At 67.5% G+C, this 17,697-nt stretch carries 23 protein-coding genes; 12 read left to right on the top strand and 11 right to left on the bottom strand.

The annotated features are described in order from the left end of the window. Positions 1-18 precede the first annotated feature (18 nt). Positions 19-636 carry a TetR-like C-terminal domain-containing protein gene (locus tag AB4070_RS05445; protein WP_441979225.1) on the top strand — a complete coding sequence of 206 codons (618 nt, stop codon included), beginning with the start codon at positions 19-21 and terminating at the stop codon, positions 634-636. Continuing rightward, entirely contained in the window at positions 633-1,316 is a 684-nt protein-coding gene (locus AB4070_RS05440; protein ID WP_441979224.1) for a type 1 glutamine amidotransferase domain-containing protein, read from the top strand. Before AB4070_RS05445 ends, AB4070_RS05440 begins: the two co-directional genes overlap by 4 nt. A gap of 32 nt (positions 1,317-1,348) precedes the next feature. On the opposite strand, the gene AB4070_RS05435 is transcribed toward AB4070_RS05440, so the two are convergent. Further along, positions 1,349-2,026, bottom strand: coding sequence for a hypothetical protein (locus tag AB4070_RS05435; RefSeq protein ID WP_441979223.1), 678 nt, complete (start codon positions 2,024-2,026; stop codon positions 1,349-1,351). Positions 2,027-2,122: 96 nt separating this feature from the next. Between AB4070_RS05435 and AB4070_RS05430 the strand changes: the two genes are divergently transcribed. The 6 genes from AB4070_RS05430 to AB4070_RS05405 all read left to right on the top strand — a co-directional run bounded on the left by AB4070_RS05430 (position 2,123) and on the right by AB4070_RS05405 (position 6,533). Continuing rightward, positions 2,123-3,784: an ABC-F family ATP-binding cassette domain-containing protein gene (locus AB4070_RS05430; protein ID WP_441979222.1), complete on the top strand. Its 1,662-nt coding sequence runs from the start codon at positions 2,123-2,125 to the stop codon at positions 3,782-3,784. Next, on the top strand, positions 3,781-4,335 hold the full coding sequence (locus tag AB4070_RS05425) for a GNAT family N-acetyltransferase (RefSeq protein WP_441979221.1): 555 nt from the start codon (positions 3,781-3,783) through the stop codon (positions 4,333-4,335). The genes AB4070_RS05430 and AB4070_RS05425 overlap by 4 nt, the downstream gene beginning before the upstream one ends. Before the next feature lie 149 nt (positions 4,336-4,484). Beyond that, on the top strand, positions 4,485-4,751 hold the full coding sequence (locus AB4070_RS05420) for a DUF4190 domain-containing protein (protein WP_441979220.1): 267 nt from the start codon (positions 4,485-4,487) through the stop codon (positions 4,749-4,751). Between the two features lie 74 nt (positions 4,752-4,825). Beyond that, entirely contained in the window at positions 4,826-5,347 is a 522-nt protein-coding gene (locus AB4070_RS05415) for a hypothetical protein (RefSeq protein ID WP_441979219.1), read from the top strand. A gap of 151 nt (positions 5,348-5,498) precedes the next feature. After that, complete coding sequence (locus AB4070_RS05410; protein ID WP_441979218.1) at positions 5,499-5,840, top strand: hypothetical protein; 342 nt, start codon at positions 5,499-5,501, stop codon at positions 5,838-5,840. Positions 5,841-5,957: 117 nt separating this feature from the next. Next, positions 5,958-6,533, top strand: coding sequence for an alpha/beta fold hydrolase (locus AB4070_RS05405; RefSeq protein WP_441979217.1), 576 nt, complete (start codon positions 5,958-5,960; stop codon positions 6,531-6,533). 14 nt (positions 6,534-6,547) lie between these two features. Here AB4070_RS05405 and AB4070_RS05400 read toward each other — a convergent pair whose 3' ends face one another. The 4 genes from AB4070_RS05400 to AB4070_RS05385 all read right to left on the bottom strand — a co-directional run bounded on the left by AB4070_RS05400 (position 6,548) and on the right by AB4070_RS05385 (position 8,608). Further along, positions 6,548-6,892: a helix-turn-helix domain-containing protein gene (locus tag AB4070_RS05400; RefSeq protein WP_046749603.1), complete on the bottom strand. Its 345-nt coding sequence runs from the start codon at positions 6,890-6,892 to the stop codon at positions 6,548-6,550. 62 nt (positions 6,893-6,954) lie between these two features. Then, positions 6,955-7,620, bottom strand: coding sequence for a hypothetical protein (locus AB4070_RS05395; protein WP_441979216.1), 666 nt, complete (start codon positions 7,618-7,620; stop codon positions 6,955-6,957). 122 nt (positions 7,621-7,742) lie between these two features. Then, on the bottom strand, positions 7,743-8,042 hold the full coding sequence (locus tag AB4070_RS05390) for a Fe-S cluster assembly protein HesB (protein WP_045262755.1): 300 nt from the start codon (positions 8,040-8,042) through the stop codon (positions 7,743-7,745). 107 nt (positions 8,043-8,149) lie between these two features. Then, positions 8,150-8,608, bottom strand: a complete 459-nt coding sequence (locus AB4070_RS05385) for a GNAT family N-acetyltransferase (RefSeq protein WP_441980546.1) — start codon at positions 8,606-8,608, stop codon at positions 8,150-8,152. Between the two features lie 154 nt (positions 8,609-8,762). Here AB4070_RS05385 and AB4070_RS05380 point away from each other — a divergent pair, with 154 nt between their 5' ends. Beyond that, entirely contained in the window at positions 8,763-9,308 is a 546-nt protein-coding gene (locus AB4070_RS05380; protein WP_046749600.1) for a Dps family protein, read from the top strand. Between the two features lie 31 nt (positions 9,309-9,339). On the opposite strand, the gene AB4070_RS05375 is transcribed toward AB4070_RS05380, so the two are convergent. Next, complete coding sequence (locus AB4070_RS05375; RefSeq protein ID WP_441979215.1) at positions 9,340-9,867, bottom strand: DUF6328 family protein; 528 nt, start codon at positions 9,865-9,867, stop codon at positions 9,340-9,342. A gap of 69 nt (positions 9,868-9,936) precedes the next feature. Here AB4070_RS05375 and AB4070_RS05370 point away from each other — a divergent pair, with 69 nt between their 5' ends. Then, entirely contained in the window at positions 9,937-10,140 is a 204-nt protein-coding gene (locus tag AB4070_RS05370) for a hypothetical protein (RefSeq protein WP_441979214.1), read from the top strand. Between the two features lie 2 nt (positions 10,141-10,142). Here the strand turns inward: AB4070_RS05370 and AB4070_RS05365 are convergent, their stop codons facing one another. Next, positions 10,143-10,754 carry a 1-acyl-sn-glycerol-3-phosphate acyltransferase gene (locus tag AB4070_RS05365; protein WP_441979213.1) on the bottom strand — a complete coding sequence of 204 codons (612 nt, stop codon included), beginning with the start codon at positions 10,752-10,754 and terminating at the stop codon, positions 10,143-10,145. Positions 10,755-10,849: 95 nt separating this feature from the next. Here AB4070_RS05365 and AB4070_RS05360 point away from each other — a divergent pair, with 95 nt between their 5' ends. Then, a complete protein-coding gene (locus AB4070_RS05360) occupies positions 10,850-10,996 on the top strand; it encodes a hypothetical protein (protein ID WP_170224175.1) in 147 nt (48 codons plus the stop codon). 34 nt (positions 10,997-11,030) lie between these two features. On the opposite strand, the gene AB4070_RS05355 is transcribed toward AB4070_RS05360, so the two are convergent. Then, positions 11,031-12,509 carry an MDR family MFS transporter gene (locus AB4070_RS05355; protein ID WP_441979212.1) on the bottom strand — a complete coding sequence of 493 codons (1,479 nt, stop codon included), beginning with the start codon at positions 12,507-12,509 and terminating at the stop codon, positions 11,031-11,033. A 164-nt stretch (positions 12,510-12,673) separates the two neighbouring features. Between AB4070_RS05355 and AB4070_RS05350 the strand changes: the two genes are divergently transcribed. Then, on the top strand, positions 12,674-14,731 hold the full coding sequence (locus AB4070_RS05350; protein ID WP_441980545.1) for an ABC transporter ATP-binding protein: 2,058 nt from the start codon (positions 12,674-12,676) through the stop codon (positions 14,729-14,731). A gap of 59 nt (positions 14,732-14,790) precedes the next feature. Here the strand turns inward: AB4070_RS05350 and AB4070_RS05345 are convergent, their stop codons facing one another. From AB4070_RS05345 to AB4070_RS05335, 3 genes are read right to left on the bottom strand one after another with little or no spacing between them, the layout of a single operon-like run. Beyond that, positions 14,791-15,564 (bottom strand): SDR family NAD(P)-dependent oxidoreductase, encoded by a 774-nt coding sequence (locus AB4070_RS05345; RefSeq protein WP_441979211.1) that lies wholly within the window; start codon positions 15,562-15,564, stop codon positions 14,791-14,793. Positions 15,565-15,590: 26 nt separating this feature from the next. Then, positions 15,591-16,538: a glycosyltransferase family 2 protein gene (locus tag AB4070_RS05340; protein ID WP_441979210.1), complete on the bottom strand. Its 948-nt coding sequence runs from the start codon at positions 16,536-16,538 to the stop codon at positions 15,591-15,593. 22 nt (positions 16,539-16,560) lie between these two features. Beyond that, a complete protein-coding gene (locus AB4070_RS05335; protein ID WP_441979209.1) occupies positions 16,561-17,697 on the bottom strand; it encodes a cysteine desulfurase family protein in 1,137 nt (378 codons plus the stop codon).

Below are 17,697 nucleotides of genomic sequence, written 5' to 3'. Positions count from 1 at the left end.
GACGGACGGAGAGTGCAGATGTCGACGGAGCGCGGCTACCATCACGGCGACCTACGTGCGGGGCTCATCGCGGCAGCCATCGCGGGCCTCGAAGCCGGGGAACCGTTCTCGCTCCGAGGCGTCGCGCGTCGCGCTGGAGTGTCGACGGCTGCGCCATACCGTCATTTCCCGGACAGGACGGCCCTGGAGTCTGCGATAGCGGTCGAAGGGTTCAGATCCCTCAGTCAGGAGCTCGCAGAAGCTCTGGCGAGAGTGACGGACTCGGACTCAGCGGCGGACACGATCGCGAGCCTGGGTGTCGCCTATGTCACCTTCGCTCTGCGGAATCGCGCGGTGTTCCAGCTGATGTTCGGCAACGAGTGCGACGACGAGGACAGCGAACGGGTGCAGGCGTCGTCCGAAGTTCGCGGCGCGCTCACGCGGGCGATCGCGAGGCTGTTCCCGGATGCCGACGCCGGCGCCCTGGCGATGGCGATGTGGAGCATGGCACACGGTCTGGCAGTCCTGCATCTCGACGGCAAGTTCCGTCCCGAGCCCGCTGAGACAGTCGCCGAGCGCGTCCGGACCGCGGTGGCCGCCGTCTTCGCCATGAACTCCACCGCGCTCCGCGCTGCAGAAAGGACGGAATTCGCATGACCCGCCGCATCCTCCACGTTGTCACCAACGTCGGCCACTATCAGGACCCGTCTCATCGCACCGGACTCTGGTTATCCGAGCTCGCGCATGCCTGGGAGGTGTTCGAAGCGCAGGGGTATGAGCAGGAGATCGTCAGCCCCGCAGGCGGGCCCTCTCCGCTGGAGCCCCGATCGCTGAAGTTCCCGAATTATGACAGAACCGCCAAAGCATGGCGGAGCGACCCTCAGCGTATGGCGCTGCTGGAGAACACCGCACGCCCGGATCAGATCGATCCGTCCGATCTCGACGCCATCTACTTCACCGGCGGGCACGCCGTCATGTACGACTTCCCCGACAGTGCGGGGCTGCAGGGGATCACGCGACAGATCTGGGAGCAGGGCGGGATCGTGTCTTCGGTCTGCCATGGTTACTGCGGCCTGCTGAACACCCGGCTCTCCGATGGCTCGCTCCTGGTCGCCGGTCGGCGCGTCACTGGCTTCGCTTGGCAGGAGGAAGTGCTCGCACGAGTCGACAAGCTCGTCCCGTACAACGCCGAGGAGGAGATGAAGAAGCGGGGTGCTCTTTACGAGAAGGCGAAGCTGCCTTTCGTCTCCTACGCGATCTCCGATGGGCGACTCGTCACCGGGCAGAACCCGGGCTCGGCCAAGGAGACGGCCCAGAAGGTCGTCGCCCTGCTCTGATACGTCCGCGACGGCGATGCTACTGCCGGAGGTCAACGTCCCGGAAGCGAGGAGAGTTCGGGCAGAGGAAGAGCAGAGAGTTCAGACCGGGTCGGTCGCGGCCAGTCGGGAAGCTCAGCGAGACCGACGCCGAAGGCGATCGCGGTGTGATCCGCCAGATCGCAAGCAGCCTGGAGGAATCCCTCCACTCCCATGATTCGCATCGACTCGCCGCGCTTGATCGTCCAGAGTGCACCGGAAAGGTTGCGAGCGGCGTAGGGGTCACCGCCGTGACTGAGGAGATCGCGCAGCGATTTCAGGTCGCCAAGATACGTGTTGATGGCTCTCACGCCGGAGAAGGTGTGCCACTCGCTGTGGTTCGTTCCGGATACAGGACGCACGCGTGTCCGGCAGGCCCAGGAATTGTTGAAGAGGGTCACCCCATGCGTTTCGTTCGCGAACTGTTGAACGCGGGTGGGGTCGAGCGACAATGTTCGGTTCTTGATCGCGCGATAGCCCAAGAGGGATTCGTAGTACCCCTCGAGAGCGCCGTAGATAAGGAGAAAAGCCCCCCAACGCAACGTGTGCTGCCTGCGACCCCGGAGAGACCCGCCGTCGGGTAGCGTCGCCGTGGACAGATCACGGTGCAGCGAGATCATCTCGCAGGGGATCCGCAACTGCTGGCTCAGATTGTCGGTATGCTCCAGCGCGGTTTCCGAATGATTGGTCACTCTCTCATCCTGGCCGCATTCCGACATCGCCGACAACGCGACTCAGAACTCGCTGACGCGTCTGCCCACCACCCGCACGAGTGACAGGATTGACGGATGACCGCAACTCTCGTGGCCCAAGGGCTGGCCGGCGGGTACGGCCACCGCACCCTCTTCGACTCCCTCGATCTGACCGTCGCGGCAGGCGACGTGGTCGGCCTCGTCGGGGTCAACGGGGCAGGGAAATCGACCCTCCTGAAGCTGCTGGCCGGCGTCGATGAACCGCAGGCCGGGACGATCCGTCTCTCGCCTTCAGACGCCTTCGTCGGCTGGCTTCCGCAGGAGCACGAGCGTGTCCCCGGCGAGAGTGTCGCCGAGTACATCGGCCGCCGTACGGGATGCGCAGCAGCGACCAGGGACATGGATGCCGCTGCCGTTGCTCTCGGCGATCCGAGTCTCGCTGCTCCGGGCACGGACCCCGCCGACACCTACTCGATCGCCCTGGATCGCTGGCTGGCGAGCGGTGCCGCCGACCTCGACGAGCGGCTTCCGGCGGTGCTCGCCGAGCTCGGGCTCGACCTCGGCGACGACCCGGCCGACACGATGATGACGTCGTTGTCGGGTGGGCAGGCCGCGCGGGTCGGACTCGCCGCGCTGCTGCTCTCGCGCTTCGACATCGCGCTGCTGGACGAGCCGACCAACGACCTCGACCTCGACGGCATCGAGCGACTCGAAGCGTTCGTGCAGGGGCTCCGTGGTGGTGCCGTGGTGGTCAGCCATGACCGCGAGTTCCTGGCACGGTGCGTGACCCGTGTGCTGGAGCTCGACGTGGCGCAGGGCAGCAACAGGGTGTTCGGGGGCGGATACGACTCGTACCTGGAGGAGCGGGCCACGCTCCGTCGACACGCGCGCGAGAAGTACGACGAGTTCGCCGACAAGAAGGCCGACCTCGTCTCCCGTGCCCGGACTCAGCGCGAGTGGTCGAGTCAGGGTGTGCGCAACGCGATGAAGAAGGCGCCGGACAACGACAAGATCAAGCGCAAGGCCTCGGCAGAGTCGAGCGAGAAGCAGGCGCAGAAGGTGCGTCAGATGGAGAGCCGGATCGCCAGGCTCGAAGAAGTCGAGGAGCCACGCAAGGAGTGGCAGCTCGAGTTCACGATCGGCTCGGCTCCGCGCTCGAGTTCGGTCGTTTCGACGCTGAGTTCGGCGGTGTTCCGACAAGGGACGTTCCAACTCGGCCCGGTGTCGCTGCAGGTCAACGCGGGGGAGCGGATCGGCATCACCGGACCGAACGGTGCCGGCAAGTCGACGCTCCTTCGCGGGCTGCTCGGACGTCAGCTTCCCGATGAGGGGACGGCGAGCCTCGGCGCGAGCGTGCAGATCGGTGAGATCGACCAAGCCCGTGCGCAACTGACCGGCTCGCAACCGCTCGCGACGGCGTTCGAGGCTCTGGTCCCCGAGATGGCTTCGGGCGAGATCCGCACCCTCCTCGCGAAGTTCGGGCTCAAGGCCGACCACGTCACCCGTGCGGTCGACGAACTCTCGCCCGGGGAGCGCACCCGCGCAGGACTTGCGCTGCTCCAGGCCCGAGGCATCAACCTCCTCGTCCTGGATGAGCCGACTAACCACCTCGACCTGCCCGCGATCGAGCAGCTCGAACAGGCACTCGAGTCGTATGAAGGAACCCTGCTGCTGGTGACCCACGACCGGCGGATGCTCGCGACGGTGAAGACCGACCGCCACTGGCGCGTGGAAGCGGGGCAGGTGTTCGAGGCGTGACGGCCTTCGTCATCGAAACTGTTCCCCATGAGCGTCTGACCGAGGGCGACGTGGCGCGGCTGCGGGAACTGTTCGACGACGAGTACCTCGCGCACTTCGGCGAGTGGGACCCCGATCAGCCCTACGGCTACGCGCCCCATGACCTGCACATCATCGCTCGGCTCGGGCGCGACGTGGTGGGTCACGTCGGCTGGGCACGCCGGACGATCGGCGTCGGCACCGCGGAGGTCGTGATCGCGGGCGTGGGTGGGGTGCTGATCGCTCCGCGTGCACGGGGAGAAGGGGCGGGCGCGGAGCTCATGGCAGCCGCGGCAGCGTCGATGAAGGAGCCCGGGGACATTGGGTTCGGCTACCTCGGGTGCCGCGAAGAGGTCGTCCCGTTCTACGCGTCGTGCGGGTGGCAGCAGGTCGCTGCAGTCGAGAAGTCGATCGATCGCGTGGGGCAACCCGTCACGCAGCCGGCAGGCCCGCCCATCCTGCTGCTGCCGGTGGAGGCGCCTGTGGATTCGTGGCCGGCAGGTGCGATCGATCTTCGCGGACGCGCCTGGTAGCCGATCGAGCGAGTTCGAAGGTGTGGCGGTGTTGCGCCCGATCTTCGCGAGCCGCCAGAATATCGGTCAGGAAGCCGGACGGAGACGTCGTGGAACTCCTCGCCTCGCGCAGCACGCGCTCGGGCGGCCTCTACGACCAGAAGGTCCACATGACATCGCCCATTACCGTGCCGCGAACGAACATGCTCGCGCTCATCGGCTTCATCGCCGCTTTCGTCATGCCCGTCGCGGGCATCATCCTCGGAGTGTTCGCGCTCCGCCAGCTGCGGATACCAGGCAATACGGAATCAGGAGCCGGGCTCGCCCGGTGGGCCCTTGTGATCGGTGTGATCGGCACCGTCCTCACCGCCCTGTTCTTCATCGTATGGGTCACGCTCTTCCTCTCGGCGTGGACCGGTCAGCCCCTGAGCCGCTGATCAGAATCCGGATGTCGTCGAAGGGCGCTCGTGTAAGCCTGCTCCAGGCGATGCACACCAAGACGCTGCTCAGAGTGGAACGGAAGCCTAAGTACGCTGACCCGCTGGAGGGCTTCGTGCTACGGGTCGGGTCGAAGTGGGCGTTGATGGCGCAGACGGTCGACGGCGGCTACTTCGACGGTCTGGTGGCCTTCCGGCTGCGGGATGCGATTCAGATCACACACGATGAATCTGTAGCTGCCGTCTTCGCGATGACCCTTCCCGAGTGGCCGCCTTCGTACGCGCCCGAGATCGACCTCGACACGACGGTGGGGGTGATCACCGGCTTGAGCGGCTCCCACGGTCTCGTCGGCATCCAGAAGGAGACCGAACGCCGAGCGGCCTGGATCGGAACCGTGGACGTCATCGCGGGGCGGTTCGTCTATCTTCACGAGGTTCGCCCGGATGGAAGGTGGCATCCTGCACCTCTCGGTTACAAGCTTCGCGCGGTCACGACGGTAGAAGTCGGCAGAAGGTATCACTCCGCGCTCTCCGCGGTCGCCGGCTCGAAGTCGGAAGACGATCGGGGGCCGATCCGTGCGAAGACAAGGCCTTGAGCCTGAGGAGCCGGGGAAGTCGATCGATGGCCAAGCCGGCGACGCGGTGCTGTCTCGGCGTCGCTGGCGAGCGATTCACAGGCCACCGATTCGTCGCGGTGATCCGATCCTCGAGTTCGCGGAGTGGTCGCTCCCCATCGCTTCCGTCGTCATGCTCCTGGCAAGCTTCGGCATAGCGAAGCGCGGGTTCGTTCCGCGCGAGCTGTCGGCCGTCGTCGTGATCGCGTGCGGATCAGCCATCGTCCTGGTGCTGCTCGTCCTCAGCACTCGACTGTTCCTCAAGCGCGGCGTTCTTCCTTTCTCCCCGCGCGCGGCGATCGCGCTCGTCGGCATCTCGGTCGTCTCGCCCCTCGTGCTATGGGGGCGTTACGAGGGTGTGTTCACGCCATTGGTCTTCGCAATGTGCCTCATCAACGCCCTCTGCGTCGTCGCTGGAGCGCTGGCCATCCTCGCCGCGCGCCGTCACGTCCCGGATGCGGGATCTCCTCACTGACGGCCAGGTCGGGATACGCTGGAGCACGGCGGCTCCGGTCGCGGTCCGGTCGCTGGTGTCCGCCGTGGGCGTTCCGCCTGAGTTCCTGACCCTGACGGCACGAGGAGATTGACGCCGATGACCGAGACCCAGATCTTCGAGCCCGACGGCCGCGCTATCCCCTTCGTCGACGAAGGAGACGGACCCGTCAAGCTGGTCCTGATCCAGGAGCGTGACGTGGCGGCGGACGTGCTCGGCGTCGTGGCGCACTACCTTGCGGAGGAAGCGGGCTTCCACGTGCTGCGGATCGGTCACCGTGCCGAGGACAAGCACGACGAGGTGACGTTGGCTGCGCGGGTGGAAGACGCACTCGCCGTGATCGACCATGTGGGCCTCGGCGACACCTGGATCGGCGGACACGGCTTCGGCGGGACGGTGGCGCGTGCTTTCGCCGTCGCCCACGCCGACCGCGTGAACGGTCTGGCCCTGTTGGCCGTCGAAGACGACGCGACGCCGCTCGCGCCGGTGATGCCCGTCCTCATCATCCAGGGCAGCAAGGACATCGAGACACCCCCGGCGAACGGCGAGCAGCTGCAGTCCACGGCTCCCGAGCGCGCGAGCGTGAAGACCATCGAGGGCGGCGACCACATGTTCCCCATGACGTTCCCCATCGAGACGGCCGTCGTGATCGAGGAATACCTCGACTGGGATTGAGGGCGCGGTCCGCTCTAGCGACCCTGCCGCTTCTTGTACGGCTTCGGCTGACCTTTGACCGCGGGAGCACGCCCCTTGCCCTTCGACGCCTTGGCTTTGCCTCCGGCGGGGGCAGGGGCGCTGCGAACCGGCTCCGGCGCAGCCGCGACTTCGGCACGCGCCTCGACGAGCAGCAGCTCACCGACGGAAGTCAGCCGCGTCGGACCTTCGCGGTGCACGATGGGGTGGCCAACCTCGGCTTCGAGCTTGTCGATCGAGGTGTAGAGCGAAGCCAGCGGAATCCCGAGCTTGTCCGCCGCGCGCGGAAAATGGAGTTCATCCGCCAGGACGACGAAGCGGCGGAGCAGGGAGATCTTCACAGGAGCCTTTCGATAGTCCGCACGGGCTTGCGGACTGCTTCCAGGGTACGTGGTGTCGTCGTTCAGAGGTCGCTGTAGTCGTTCGAGGGGACCTGGATCTGCTTCACCGTATCGCCGTCGAACCAGAAGAGCGTGTAGACGATGCCCGTGGAGCCAGGGTGGCTGAGCGACTCGGTCCCTGGTGCTTCGCGTCCTCCCAGGCCGAGGAACTCGGCGGTGGCGGGATCCTCGGTGTCGTCGAGCGCCCAGGCGCCCGCATCGAGGAGCTCGGCACGCGTGGATCCGACGGCGAGGCCCTCTGCGGTGGTGATCGGAACGCCACCGAGCGACGGTCCGGTGAGCGCCACGGAGGCCGGACCTTCGTGCTCAGTGTCGGTGAACACCCGCAAGCCGTCCCATATGTAGTTCACGAACGAGAAGTCGTAACCCGGGAAGGTCTCCACCTTCTCCGGCTCGGGGAGCTCTCCCGTCGTCTCTTCCAACAGGTCGAGCACTGCCTCGGTGTCGTCGAGCGCGGCGTCGCGCGTGCCGGTCTCGTCGGTGACGGCGATGCTGTCCAGGGACACGACGATCTGTGGCTCGACCGTGGGGGTGGGGGTCGGCGTCGGCGTCGCGGGTGCGGAACTGGGCACGGTGGTGGGCTCGGCTGCGGAGGGAGCTGAGGTGCAGCTGGCGAGAAGGAAAGCCGCGCCGGCGAGAGCCAGCGCAGGCAGAAGAGAACGGCGCATGGTCTCACGGTATCGATACGGGGCGACAGTGCAGCAGCAGGCAGGCCTACCGGGTCGAATCGTGGTGTTCCAGACAGACGGATGCCGCGACCGAGTCGGCCGCGGCATCCGGAATCCTGCGGTCAGGCGACCTGTGGGGTGACGGCGAAGGACACGGAGCCTTCGTCGTCCACGCCGGCGTCGAGGATCTTGTCGTCGAGAGCAGCGACTGCCGACTCATCGAGGAAGAGCCGGGTGCCGGCCACCTCCACGACCTGGTCCTGCGGCTCCGGGTCAGCGGCGACGAGCACGGCGAGGCGCGCACCGCCTTCGGCATTCTGAGGCTCTGTCGAGTGGATGCGGAGCCCGGCATCCGGGGCGTCGGTCTGACGGCTCACGAGAGTCGTCACGATGGCGGAGGCGTTGTCGGTGAGGGTGAGCACGAGACTCTCCTTCCGGTCGGGGCATGTCACGGTCGCGACATGTCCGGGCTACGATGCCGAACCTCGGCGAGGGTCTCAACCCCCTTGCGGGGATTCGGAGGAGGCTCTTACCCTGCTCGCAGGTTCTTGCGCAGAAACACCTGTGCAGTGCCGTCGCCGTCCGGTACACGCTCGTGTTCCTCATATCCGCAGGACTCGTAGAGGCGGATGTTCGCTTCGCTCAGACTCCCGGTGAACAGCTCGGCCACATCCGCGGTCGACGCGCTCTCGGCGCTTTCCAGCAGGAGGCGGCCGATCCCCTCGCCCTGCATGTCCGGTGCGATCGCGATCCTGCCGATCAGCAGCAGCCCGTCCTTCTCGACGTACCGGATCGCACCGACGAGCCGTCCGTCGACGCGCGCTGTCAGCCCGGACTCGGAGCGCAGTTCCGCTTCCAGCTCGGCGAGCGTCTGTGTCAGCGGTGGCATGTCGACGCTCCCGTAGATCGCCGCTTCCGACACGAAGGCCGCCCTTTGCACGGTCAATACCTCGCCGGCGTCGCGGTCGCTGATGGGGGAGATGACCACCTCGCCCGGTGCGGCCTGCTGGTCGGGGCGGTGCTCTTCGTTCACGATGTCTGCGTCACTCACCCGAGTCACATTCCGGGGTGGGTGCCCACGGTGTCAACCCCCTCGCCGTGGATGATCGCCGGGGCTAGCGTCGCGATCAGGAGGTCACACCATGGCTGAAACCACAACCACCAAGAAGACCGGCGGCTCGACGAAGGGCGCGGTCAAGACGACCAGGCAGCAGAACGCGGAAAAGGGCTTCACCGCCTCGACCACGCTCGCGAAGAACCTGCAGGCGGTGCTGGTCGACCTGCTCGATCTCGCGATCCAGGGCAAGCAGGCCCACTGGAACGTCGTGGGACGCAACTTCCGCGACACGCACCGGCAGCTCGACGAGATCATCGACGACGCTCGCACCTTCAGCGACACGATCGCCGAGCGCATGCGTGCCCTGCACGCTGTGCCGGACGGGCGCAGTGCCACCATCGCGAAGACCTCTTCGCTTCCCGAGTTCCCGGCGGGAGAGGTGTCCACCACCGAGACGATCGACCTGGTCACCGAGCGCCTGGAGGCGGCGGTGGCCACCGCTCGCGACGTGCACGATGCCGTCGACGAAGAGGATCCGACCTCGGCGGACCTGCTGCACGCGATCATCGAGCGGCTCGAACAGTTCGCCTGGATGGTCAGCGCGGAGAACCGCAGCCCCGCGGGACGCTGAGCGTCCTCTCACCCGCGGACCACGCTCTCCGTCATTCGGGCCCTGCTCCGCGGGTGGGAGGCCTTCCGCGCATGACTCGGGGAAGAGCGAGCCAGAGGGCTCCGACCAGGACGAGCGCCGCGAAGAGAGCGATGACGCCCGCCGTCCGATTCACCGTGAAGTCGACGATCAGCGTGGTCACCCCGATGGTCAACGCGCCGATCACGACCAGATCGATACGGACGATCCGGGCGGCGATGCGGACGAGATCGGGCTTGCGACGACGTCCGAACAGTGCCCTGTGCATTCCGACCGGGGCAAGGGCCAAGATGGTCGCCACCGCTGCGAGAGCGACGAGGACGACATACAGGTCACGCTGGAGCTCGTCCATGTCGGTGAACCGCGGCTGGAAGGCGACGGCCAGGAGGAAGCCGGTGAGGATCTGGGTGCCGGTCTGCATGACCCGCAGTTCCTGCAGCAACTCGTCCCAGTTGCGGTCCGCCCGCTCGTTGGCGGTCTCGTCGCGTCCGTCGACACGGTCGTCGCGCTCGTGTTCTCCACCCGAAGGGTCTGATGTCATGGTCTCAGTGTGGATTTCCCGCCCTGGCGCTGTCCAGCCGCTTGCATCCCCCGAACGAAGGAGGGCATCATGACGCTCCCACCGATCCGCGACTGGTGGCCTGAGCTCTCGCAGGACGGGCGCCGCGCGGTGCTCGACGGCGACACCTCTCATCTGGACGATGACGTGCGCGAGGAGATCCGGGTGATCACCGGCGCCGTGGTGGGGATGGTGGAGTCCCTCAGCGAATCAGACCTCGCCTACGCGCGAGAGCACAGCGAGGCCGAGGACTGAGGTCAGGGCGCCGGCGCGTCCTGAGGGGCATCGGGTTCGGTGGTCGTGGAGAGTTCTTCGCGCAACCGCGGCTCGGTACGTCGGTCAGGTCGCACTCCCGCCTTGTCGGCATAGAACGCACGGATCCGGTCCATGTCGGCTGCGACGTCTCCGGTGAGATCGATCGTCGGTCCGAGGCCGGTGGTCATGGTCGTCCGATCCACGAAGCCGAGGGTCACCGGCATGCCGGTCTCTCGTGCGATCCGATAGAAACCCGACTTCCAGTACTCGTTGCCACCGCGTGTTCCATCGGGGGTGACCACGAGTCCGAAGACGGTGCCGTCGTGAACCTGTCCCACGACATCCTTGACGACGCGCGCCGGGTCGGTGCGGTCGACGGGGATACCTCCCAGACGCCGCATGATCGGACCCCGCCAACCGCGGAAGAGGCTCTTCTTCCCGAGCCAGTGCACGCTGATGTCGAGCTTCCATGCGATCGCGAGCATCAGCACGAAGTCCCAGTTCGAGGTGTGGGGTGCTCCCACGAGCACCGTCGGGCGCGTCGGCGCCGATTCGCTCACGAGCTTCCATCTGCTGAGTGCCCAGAACACGCGGGCGAGGAGTCGTTTGAGCATGGCTCAACCGTAGGGGAGAACGGCTGTCGATCTGCTGTCGAGGTCCCACGGGCGCCTTCGGTGCCACTCCCTCCAGGCAGGCGTACGATCGAGGGATGAAGAAAACGCAGCAGGACTCCGTGCAGCAGGACGCGCCCGTCGGGCTGCAGCCGCTCCTGGATTCTCTGAACCTGCTCGAGGGTGAAGCGGCCGGCTATTGCAGCAATGGCGTCTGCCACTTCCCCGCCCCGAAGAGCGAGTAAGCAGCAGACGCCATCTCAGGCCGTCCCGGCGCGGTCAGTGTCCGCCGTGGAACCCTTCGCCCGCGTCATCGGCGGGCTTGCGGACGAACGGGCTGAGCGCCACAGTCGCCAGCGAGATGATCGCGGCGATCAGGAATGCCATGCGTGCGCCGGGAGCGCCGGCGACCGCAGTCGTCAGGCCCTCCTGCTCGCCCGCGTGCAAGATCGACGAGTAGGTCACGAGGAGCAGTGCGACACCTGCCGCGCCACCGACCTGCTGCAGTGTGTTCAGCACCGCCGAACCGTGCGAGTACAGCGACCGCGGGAGCGAACCCAGCGATGCCGAGAACAGTGGTGTGAACGACATCGCGAGACCGACGGACATGACAGCCTGCACGATGATGAGCACCCACCACACGGTGTGCTCACCGACGGTCGAGTAGAAGAACAGCGACGCCGACACCATGATCGTGCCGGGGATGAGCAGCGGACGCGTGCCGCGTGCATCGTAGACACGCCCCATGATCGGTCCGAGCAGACCCATCAGCAGCGAACCGGGGAGCAGGATCAGCCCGGACTGGAGCGGGTTGAGCCCCGCCACGTTCTGCAGGTACTGCGGGAGCAGGGTTAGCGTGCCGAACATCGACAGCGCCAGGATCGACATGATGATCACGGACAGCGTGAAGTTGCTCGAGCGGAACACGCGCAGGTCGAGCAGTGCGTCGTCGATACGCTGCAGCACGAGCTGACGCCACACGAAGAGCCCCAGTGAGACGGCGCCGACCGCCAGGGAGATGATCCCTGCGGTCTCGCCGGATCCGCCCTCGCCGCCGAACTGGCTGAGACCGAACACGATCCCGCCGAACCCGAGAGCCGCGAGCGGGATCGAGAGCACGTCGAGCGGCACGGACCGCGTCTCACCCAGGTTCGTCATCCACTTCACACCCATGAAGAGGGCGATGAGCGAGATGGGGAGGATGATGCCGAAGAGCGCGCGCCAGCTGGCGAGCTCGAGCACGGCTCCGGCGAGGGTCGGGCCGATCGCGGGAGCGAGCGAGATGACGAGACCGACGCGACCCATCATGCGACCGCGGGACTGCGGCGGCACGACGTTCATGATCGTGGTCATCAGCAGCGGCATCATGATGCCCGTGCCGGCCGCCTGGATGACGCGACCGACGAGCAGCACGGCGAAGCCGGGGGCGACGAGCGCGACGAGCGTGCCGAGGGAGAACGCGATCATCGCGGCGATGAAGACCTGGCGCGTCGTGAACCGCTGCAGGATGAACCCGGTCGTGGGGATCACCACGGCCATGGTCAGCATGAAGGCGCTGGTGAGCCACTGGCCGAGCTCGGGCGGGATGCCGAGGTCGGTGTTCAGGTGGGGGATCGCGATCCCCATCGTGGTCTCGTTGAGGATGGCGACGAAGGCGGCGACCAGAAGCAGCCAGATCACCCGCATGTCCTTGCGGGAGATCTCGCCCCCTGCCGCGGCGGGAGTCGTCGAGATGGAGCCGGTATCGACGGCAGACATGGGCGGCCTCCAGGGCGAAGAAGAAATGGATATCGCGAGAGTTCGCAAGAGTCATTCAGCGTAACGGCAGCCGCGGACATTTCATTCCGTATTCACAGATATCTGCTGAAGGCGGATGCGCGCGGCCCGATGTCCGCGCGCGTGGGTACGCTGGCGCAATGAGCATGGGCGGCGGCATGGGCGGTGGCCCGCGGGGAGGCGGCTTCCGCGGAGTCGATGAAGACGCGCAGCGGAAGTTGAACGCCGAGGCACCGCGGATCAACGGTCTCGGGGCGCGGGTGGTCTCGCTTTTCCGCCCCTATCGCTGGCGCATCCTCTTCACGGGCATCCTGGTCGTGCTGGGCGCCGCCATCGCGGTCATCCCGCCCCTGATCGTGCAGCGCATCTTCGACGACGCGCTGTTCCCGGTGGACGGCGGAAGCCCGCACCTCGAACTGCTGGCCTGGCTCGTCACGGCGATGGTCGCGCTGTTCCTGGTCTCTGCGGGGCTGGGGGTGGCGCAGACCTGGCTCACCTCGACCGTCGGCAACAGCGTCACCGGCGATCTGCGCGTGAAGCTCTTCGAGCATCTGCAGGCGATGGAGCTCGGATTCTTCACGCGCACCAAGACGGGCGTCATCCAGTCGAGGCTGCAGAACGACGTGGGCGGCGTGTCCGGCGTGCTGACCAACACCGTCACCAGCATCCTCGGCAACGTCGTGACCGTGATCGCCTCGCTCGTCGCGATGATCCTGATCGACTGGCGGCTGACGCTCATCGCCGTCGTCATGATGCCGTTCCTGATCGTCGTGCAGCGCAAGGTGGGCCAGGTGCGCGCCAGGATCGCGGGAGAGACGCAGGAGTCGCTGTCCGAGCTCACCTCGATCACCCAGGAGACCCTGAGCGTGTCGGGCATGCTGCTGTCGAAGGCGTTCAACCGGCAGCGCACCGAGTCGGAGCGGTATCAGGCGGAGAACCGCAACCAGGTCGTGCTCCAGGTGCGGCGTGCGATGAGCGGCCAGGGCTTCTTCGCCGTCGTGCAGGTCATCATGGCGAGTGTGCCCGCCGTGATCTATCTCGTCTCCGGCTATCTGATCGCCGGCGGGACCGGAGCCATCACCGCGGGAACCGTCGTCGCCTTCACCACCGTGCAGGCGCGGCTGCTCATGCCCTTGATGGGCCTCATGAGAGTCTCGCTCGATCTGCAGACCTCGTCCGCGCTGTTCGCGCGCATCTTCGAGTACCTCGACCTCGTGCCGGAGATCCAGGACGCGCCCGACGCGATCACTGTGGAGCAGGCTCCTGGACCCCGCGGGCGCATCGAGTTCGACGAGGTCGTGTTCCGGTACCCCGACGCCTCGGCAGACGCCAGGCCGACTCTCGACGGCGTGTCCTTCGCGGCGGAACCGGGTCAGCACGTCGCGTTCGTCGGCCCGTCAGGCGCGGGCAAGACCACGATCCTGTACCTGGCGCCGCGCCTGTACGAGGCGAAGGGAGGGGCCGTGATGTTCGCGGGCGCCGACGTGCGCACCCTCACGCAGGAGTCGATCATCGACCACGTGGGCATCGTGTCGCAGGAGACGTACCTGTTCCACGCGACCATCCGTGACAACCTCCGCTACGCGAAGCCCGACGCCACCGAGGAAGAGCTGATCGCGGCGTGCACGGCCGCAAACATCCACCACATCATCGCCGGCTTCGAGCAGGGGTACGACACCGTGGTGGGGGAGCGCGGGTATCGGCTCTCCGGTGGGGAGAAGCAGCGCATCGCGATCGCCCGCGTGCTGTTGAAGGACCCGCCGGTGCTGCTTCTCGACGAGGCGACCTCGGCGCTCGACACGGTGTCGGAGCGCGTGGTGCAGGAAGCGCTCGACGAGGCAGCGAAGGGGCGCACGACGCTCTCCATCGCCCACCGGCTCTCGACAGTGATGGGCGCCGACGTGATCCACGTGCTCGAAGCGGGGCGCATCATCGAGTCCGGCACTCACTCCGAGTTGCTGGCGCTCGGCGGACTCTATGCCGAGCTCGCGGCTGAGCAGGTCGCGGCGTCGCGGGTGCTGGACACCGAGGCAGCGGTCGAGGAGGCGGTGACGGGTGGCGCTGCGGCTCCTCTCGCTGAGCGCCGCGCCGACAGAGCACCTGTCGATTCCGCTGGCGAAGACGCCGTCGCGACGATCACCGCCGCTGTGCCGCTGCTGGCCGAGCCGAGACCCGACGAACGGGTCTACCCGCCGGGGTCCTGAGCCGTCTCCGGTCAGTCCCGTCTCCGGTCAGTCCCGTCTCCGGTCAGTCCCGTCTCCGGTCAGTGCACCGACAGCCCGCCGTCGACGAACAGCGAGTGACCGGTGACGTAGGCCGAGCCCGCCCCGGCGAGAAACACGGCCGCACCCGCGAAATCGCTCGGCAGCCCGTTGCGTCCGATCATCGTGCGGGCTGCGAGCTCGGCGACCTTCTCCGGGTCCTGTTGCAGGCGGGCGTTCAACGGCGTGAGCACGAACCCGGGCACCAGCGTGTTGCTCGTGACGCCCGTCCCGCCCCAGGCCTCCGCCTCCGAGCGCATCAGCGCCTCCACGGCACCCTTCGACGCGCCGTACACACCGCTGCCCACGAAGGCCCGGTGCGCCTGCTGGGAGCTGATGTGGATGAGCCGGCCGTATCCGCGTGCGGCCATGCCCTTCGCGAAGTGCTGGCCGAGCAGGAACGGCGCGAGCGCGTTGACCGTCATCGTGGCGTCCCAGTCTTCTTCGGTGATGTCGGGGAAGGGCGGACGGATGTTGATGCCGGCCGAGTTGACCAGGATGTCCGGATCGCCGAACGGCTCCGCGGCTGCCGCCGCGACGGCATGGATTCCCTCCCTCGTGCTGAGATCGCCGACGACGCCGGTCGCCCGGGAGCCGAACGCACGCAGCTCATCGACGGTCTCCCTGATGCGTTCCTCGCCGCGGGCGACCACGACCGTGGCTGCTCCGGCACGAGCGAGCGCGGTGGCGATCCCTCGACCGATGCCGGAGCTGCCGCCGGTCACGACGGCGGTGCGTCCGTCGAGAGAGAACAGCGAGGAGAGGTAGTCGTTCATGGGGGGCGCCGATCGTTCGTGCGGACTCACCAGGCGAGAGCCGCGGCGAGGGTGGGGTCGGGGGCAGCGTCCGCGAACTCGGGGAGTGCCCGGAGCTCGGCGATGAAGGCATCGACCTCGGCTGCGTATGCCGGGTCGGTGTGCTTCTCCGCGATGTCGAGGAGTGAGGGGATGTCCATCGCGAGGATCAGCTCGATCCGCGCCACGACCGAGGCGCGTGCGCCGGCGTCGCGCAGCACGCGGATGCCGCCGCGCAGGGCGGCCACGTAGTCGCGCAGCACGGGGAGCCGACCCTTGCCCTGGGTGATCGAAGTGCCGTCGGCGCGGAGACGCCAGTGCACGACCACATCCGGGATGACGTCGAACGCCCGTGCGCGGGTGTACATCTGCTGGGCGACGATCTGGTCCTCGTAGGCGACGCCTTCTGGGAAGCGGAGATCATGCCAGAAAGGGGTGCGACTCAGCTTCGACCAGGCGACGATGTTCGACACCGCCCGGGGATGTGCGGTGAGCGTGGTGCCCAGCCTTTCCGGGGAGGTGGCCGCGGCTACCCACGGCTGCACGCGACCGGCGAGGTACGCATCTCCCTGAGGGCGTGCGCGCACATAGGCCCCTGCCACGAAATCGCTTCCCGTCCGTTCGAGTGTGCGTGTCATCCGGGCGAGGGCGTCGGGCCGCAGTTCGTCGTCGCCGTCGAGGAAGCCGAGGTAGGGGGTGTCCACCCGGGCGAGACCGACATTGCGTGCGGCGCCGAGGCCACGGGAGGCCTCATGGCGGATCGTCGTGAAACGTCGGTCATCGGAGGCCGCGTCATCGAAGATCGCGCCGGTCTCGTCGGTCGAGCCGTCGTCGATCAGGATCGCCCGCCAGCGGGGTTCGGTCTGTGCGCGGAGCGAGTCGAGCGCAGCGGGGGCGAAGGTGGCGATGTCGCGTCCGGGGACGATCAGCGTCACGATCGGGGCGGAGGCAGTCACGTGCCGAGTCTATGGCCGGGGCTCAGCCCCGGGCCGCGCGCACGGATTCCGCGACGAGCGCCGCCAGACGCTCGGGAGCGTCCGTTGCCGGCTCCTCGCGACCGAACGTGAAGCGCACCGAGGTCTGCGCGACCTCGGGCGCGATTCCGCAGGCGAGCAGCACGTGCGAGGGGTCGTCGCTGCCCGCCGCGCACGCCGATCCGCTCGAGGAGATCACTCCGCGACGCTCGAGTTCGAGCAGCACGGCCTCCCCGCTGGTGCCGGCGAACGTGAAGCTCGCGGTGCCGGGCAGACGATGCACGGGGTCGCCGGTGAGTACTGCTGCAGGCACGGCGGCGAGCACCAGGGCGGCGAAGCGCACGGTCGTGGCCGCCACCCGCGCCGCCACGAGTTCTCGCTCCTGGTCGGCGAGCTCCAGGGCCGTCGCCAACGCCACTGCTCCCGCGACGTTCTCGGTGCCGGATCGTCGGCCGCGTTCCTGACCGCCGCCGTGCAGCAGGGGCTCCACGGGCACCCGTCCGCGGACCGCGAGCGCACCGATGCCCTTGGGAGCACCCAGCTTGTGACCCGCGATCGACAACGCATCTGCACCGAGGTCCCGCAGGGGAAGCCACCCGGCCGACTGCACGGCATCGAGGTGCAGGGGCACCCTCGACGCGCTCGTGACGGCTGCCAGGGCTGTGACGTCCTGTACCGTCCCGATCTCGTTGTTCGCGTGACCGAACGACACCAGCGACGTGTCTTCCCTGATGGCCGCGGCCAGCGCATCCGGGTCGATACGCCCTCGCGAGTCCACCGGGATCATCGTCACCTCGACGCCGTGGAATCGTACGAGATACCCGGCGGACTCGAGGATCGACTCGTGCTCGATGGGGGAGATGACCAGGTGGCGCCGGCCCGCCTCCAGGGCGGCGAGCGCGATCCCCTTGACCGCGAGGTTGTTGGCCTCTGTTCCTCCCGCCGTGAACACGACGTCGTTCGTGCGCATCCCCAGCACGCGGGCGACCCGAGCCCTGGCGTCGTCGAGGGCGCTCGCCGCGGCCTCGCCCGCCGTATGGTGACTCGACGGGTTGCCGAACACTCCGGTGAGGAAGGGACGCATCGCTTCGAGCACCTCCGGACGTACCGGTGACGTCGCCGCGTGATCGAGGTAGAGCAT

The organism is Microbacterium sp. 2RAF4, assembly GCF_052115285.1.
GTDB classification, from domain to species: Bacteria; Actinomycetota; Actinomycetes; order Actinomycetales; family Microbacteriaceae; genus Microbacterium; species Microbacterium oxydans.
Note: the sequence above shows the minus strand (reverse complement) of the source record. Positions and strands in the feature narration are given on the sequence as shown.

Bases quoted from the DNA above. Each gene is read 5' to 3' on its own strand.
- AB4070_RS05345 (WP_441979211.1), bottom strand. From the start codon at position 15,564: ATGAACGACTACCTCTCCTCGCTGTTCTCTCTCGACGGACGCACCGCC.
- AB4070_RS05445 (WP_441979225.1), top strand. From the start codon at position 19: ATGTCGACGGAGCGCGGCTACCATCACGGCGACCTACGTGCGGGGCTC.
- AB4070_RS05420 (WP_441979220.1), top strand. From the start codon at position 4,485: ATGACATCGCCCATTACCGTGCCGCGAACGAACATGCTCGCGCTCATC.
- AB4070_RS05360 (WP_170224175.1), top strand. From the start codon at position 10,850: ATGAAGAAAACGCAGCAGGACTCCGTGCAGCAGGACGCGCCCGTCGGG.
- AB4070_RS05395 (WP_441979216.1), bottom strand. From the start codon at position 7,620: ATGCGCCGTTCTCTTCTGCCTGCGCTGGCTCTCGCCGGCGCGGCTTTC.
- AB4070_RS05350 (WP_441980545.1), top strand. From the start codon at position 12,674: ATGGGCGGCGGCATGGGCGGTGGCCCGCGGGGAGGCGGCTTCCGCGGA.
- AB4070_RS05440 (WP_441979224.1), top strand. From the start codon at position 633: ATGACCCGCCGCATCCTCCACGTTGTCACCAACGTCGGCCACTATCAG.
- AB4070_RS05370 (WP_441979214.1), top strand. From the start codon at position 9,937: ATGACGCTCCCACCGATCCGCGACTGGTGGCCTGAGCTCTCGCAGGAC.
- AB4070_RS05365 (WP_441979213.1), bottom strand. From the start codon at position 10,754: ATGCTCAAACGACTCCTCGCCCGCGTGTTCTGGGCACTCAGCAGATGG.
- AB4070_RS05405 (WP_441979217.1), top strand. From the start codon at position 5,958: ATGACCGAGACCCAGATCTTCGAGCCCGACGGCCGCGCTATCCCCTTC.
- AB4070_RS05380 (WP_046749600.1), top strand. From the start codon at position 8,763: ATGGCTGAAACCACAACCACCAAGAAGACCGGCGGCTCGACGAAGGGC.
- AB4070_RS05430 (WP_441979222.1), top strand. From the start codon at position 2,123: ATGACCGCAACTCTCGTGGCCCAAGGGCTGGCCGGCGGGTACGGCCAC.
- AB4070_RS05355 (WP_441979212.1), bottom strand. From the start codon at position 12,509: ATGTCTGCCGTCGATACCGGCTCCATCTCGACGACTCCCGCCGCGGCA.
- AB4070_RS05335 (WP_441979209.1), bottom strand. From the start codon at position 17,697: ATGCTCTACCTCGATCACGCGGCGACGTCACCGGTACGTCCGGAGGTG.
- AB4070_RS05375 (WP_441979215.1), bottom strand. From the start codon at position 9,867: ATGACATCAGACCCTTCGGGTGGAGAACACGAGCGCGACGACCGTGTC.
- AB4070_RS05410 (WP_441979218.1), top strand. From the start codon at position 5,499: ATGCTCCTGGCAAGCTTCGGCATAGCGAAGCGCGGGTTCGTTCCGCGC.